The following is a 2,668-nucleotide window of genomic DNA, read 5'->3' as shown; positions in this document are numbered from 1 at the left end:
GCCCCTGACCGCCGTCGTCCACACCGCCGGACTCACCCAGGACGAGATCCCCGTCGCCGACCTCACCCCCGCCGACCTCGCCACGGTCATCCGGGCCAAGGCCGACGGCGCCCGTCATCTGGACGAGCTGACCCGGGGCGCCGAACTGGACGCGTTCGTCCTCTTCTCCTCCGGCGCCGGGACCTGGGGCGACCGCGGCAAGGGCGGCTACGCCGCCGCCAACGCCCATCTCGACGCCCTCGCCCACCAGCGCCGCGCCCGGGGCGAGACGGCCACCGCCATCGCCTGGGGCGCCTGGGACGGCGGCGGCATGGTCGAGGGCGAGGTGGCCGACCTCCTCACCCGGCGCGGGGTCCGGCTGATGCGGCCCGAACTCGCCGTCGAGGCCCTCGCGCTCGCCGTCGGCCGCCAGGACACCGCCGTCGCCGTCGCCGCCTTCGACCTCGACCGCTTCCTGCCCCTCTACACCATGGACCGGCCCCGGCGGCTCGTCGCCGACCTCGTCGCGGCCCGCGAGGCCGGACCCGTGACCACGGCGCCCCAGGAGACGGGTCTCGCCGCCCGCCTCACCGGCCTGCCCGCCGCCGAACAGGAGACCCTCCTGACCGACCTGGTACGGAAGGAAGCCGCCGCCGTCCTCAAGGCGGGCCGCCCCGAGGACATCCAGCCGCGCCGCCCCTTCAAGGAGGTCGGCTTCGACTCGCTGACCGCCCTGGAGTTCCGCAACCGCCTCAACGCGGCCACCGGACTGCGGCTCCCCCCGACCACCGTCTTCGACCATCCCAACCCGGCCGTGCTCGCCCGCCATCTGCGGGACCTGCTGGCCGGAACCACCGCCACCGCGCTGGATGAACTCGCCCGGCTGGAGAGCGCCCTGACGGCGTCCGCCACCCCGGACGAGCGCACCCGCCAGGAGGTCACCGACCGGCTGCGCGCCCTGCTGCGCCGGATGGAGCCGACCACCGCGGACCCCGCCACCGACCCCGCCACGGACGCGGACGGCGACGACCTCGCGGCGGCGAGCAATGACGAGATCTTCGAGCTGATCGACCGGGAGTTGGGCATCTGATGAGCGTCGGCGCGAACGAGCAGCGGCTCCGCGACTATCTGAACCGGGTCACGGCGGACCTGCGGTCGACCCGCAAGCGCCTGCGGGACCTGGAGGACCGGCGGCACGAGCCCATCGCCATCGTCGCGATGAGCTGCCGCTACCCCGGCGGGGCCCGCACACCCGAGGAGTTCTGGGAACTGATCGCCTCCGGCGCCGACCTCGTCGGCGACTTCCCCGCCGACCGCGGCTGGGACCTGGAGCGGCTCTACCACCCCGACCCCGACCACCCCGGCACCAGCTACACCCGCCAGGGCGCCTTCCTGCGCGACGCCGCCGAGTTCGACCCCGGCTTCTTCGGGATCAGCCCGCGTGAGGCCATCGCCATGGACCCGCAGCAGCGGCTGCTGCTGGAGACCTCCTGGGAGGTCTTCGAGCGCGCCGGACTCGATGTCGAACGCCTGCGGGGCGAGCGCGCCGGGGTCTTCGTCGGCGCCAGCAACCAGGGGTACGGCTCCCGGGTCCGCACGGTGCCCGAAGGCGTGGAGGGCCATCTCCTCACCGGGGACTCCGGCGCCGTCCTCTCCGGCCGGATCGCCTACACCCTGGGCCTGGAGGGGCCCGCCGTCACCGTCGACACCATGTGCTCCTCCTCCCTCGTCGCACTGCACCTCGCCGTGCAGGCGCTGCGCGCCGACGAGTGCTCCCTCGCGCTCGCCGCCGGGGCCACCGTCATGGGCAGCACCCGTAACTTCACCGAGTTCAGCCGCCAGTCGGGGCTCGCCGTCGACGGCCGCTGCAAGGCGTTCTCCGAGGACGCCGACGGCACCGGCTGGGGCGAGGGCGTCGGTGTCCTGCTGCTGGAGCGGCTCTCGGACGCCCGCCGCCACGGGCGCCGGGTGCTCGCGGTGATCCGGGGCACGGCCACCAACCAGGACGGCGCCTCCAACGGTCTGACCGCGCCCAACGGCCCGTCCCAGCAGCGCGTCATCCGCCAGGCCCTCGCCGACGCGAGCCTGTCCACCAGCGATGTGGACGCCGTCGAGGCGCATGGCACGGGCACCTCGCTCGGCGACCCGATCGAGGCCCAGGCGCTCCTCGCCACCTACGGCCAGGGCCGGGGCGAGGGCGACCCCCTGTGGCTCGGCTCCGTGAAGACCAACATCGGTCATACGCAGGCCGCCTCCGGCATCGCCGGGGTGATCAAGATGGTGCTGGCGATGCGGCACGGTGTGCTGCCGAAGACGCTGCACGTCGGGACGCCGTCCACGCATGTGGACTGGTCGGCCGGTGCGGTGGAGCTGCTGGCGCGGCAGCGGGAGTGGCCGTCGTCGGCGGACCGGCCGCGCCGGGCGGGCGTCTCGTCGTTCGGCGGCAGCGGCACCAACGCCCATGTGGTGCTGGAGGAGGCCCCGGCCGCTGCGGCGGAGCCGGAGACACCTGCCACCACGACCCTGGTTCCGTGGCTGCTGTCGGGTCGGAGTGCGGCGGCGCTGCGGGGTCAGGCCGCCGCGCTGGGTGCGGTGGGTGAGGCTGACGCGGGCGCGGTCGGCTGGTCGCTGCTGTCGTCGCGCGGGCGGTTCGAGCACCGCGCGGTGGTCCTCGGTGCCTACGCTGACG

The 2,668-nt window shown here is 74.7% G+C and carries 2 protein-coding genes; both read left to right on the top strand.

The features are described from left to right. Positions 1–1,069, top strand: a 1,069-nt coding sequence (locus ACFVIM_RS34525) for a KR domain-containing protein (protein ID WP_384310176.1), incomplete at its 5' end; no start/stop codon positions are given. Then, positions 1,069–2,668 (top strand): type I polyketide synthase (locus ACFVIM_RS34520; RefSeq protein WP_384310174.1); only part of this gene is annotated, 1,600 nt, incomplete at its 3' end. The genes ACFVIM_RS34525 and ACFVIM_RS34520, both read left to right, overlap by 1 nt.

The sequence above is a fragment of the Streptomyces sp. NPDC057638 genome (assembly GCF_042800315.1).
In the GTDB taxonomy this organism is placed as follows: domain Bacteria; phylum Actinomycetota; class Actinomycetes; order Streptomycetales; family Streptomycetaceae; genus Streptomyces.
This window is presented reverse-complemented; position numbering and strand designations above follow the sequence as displayed.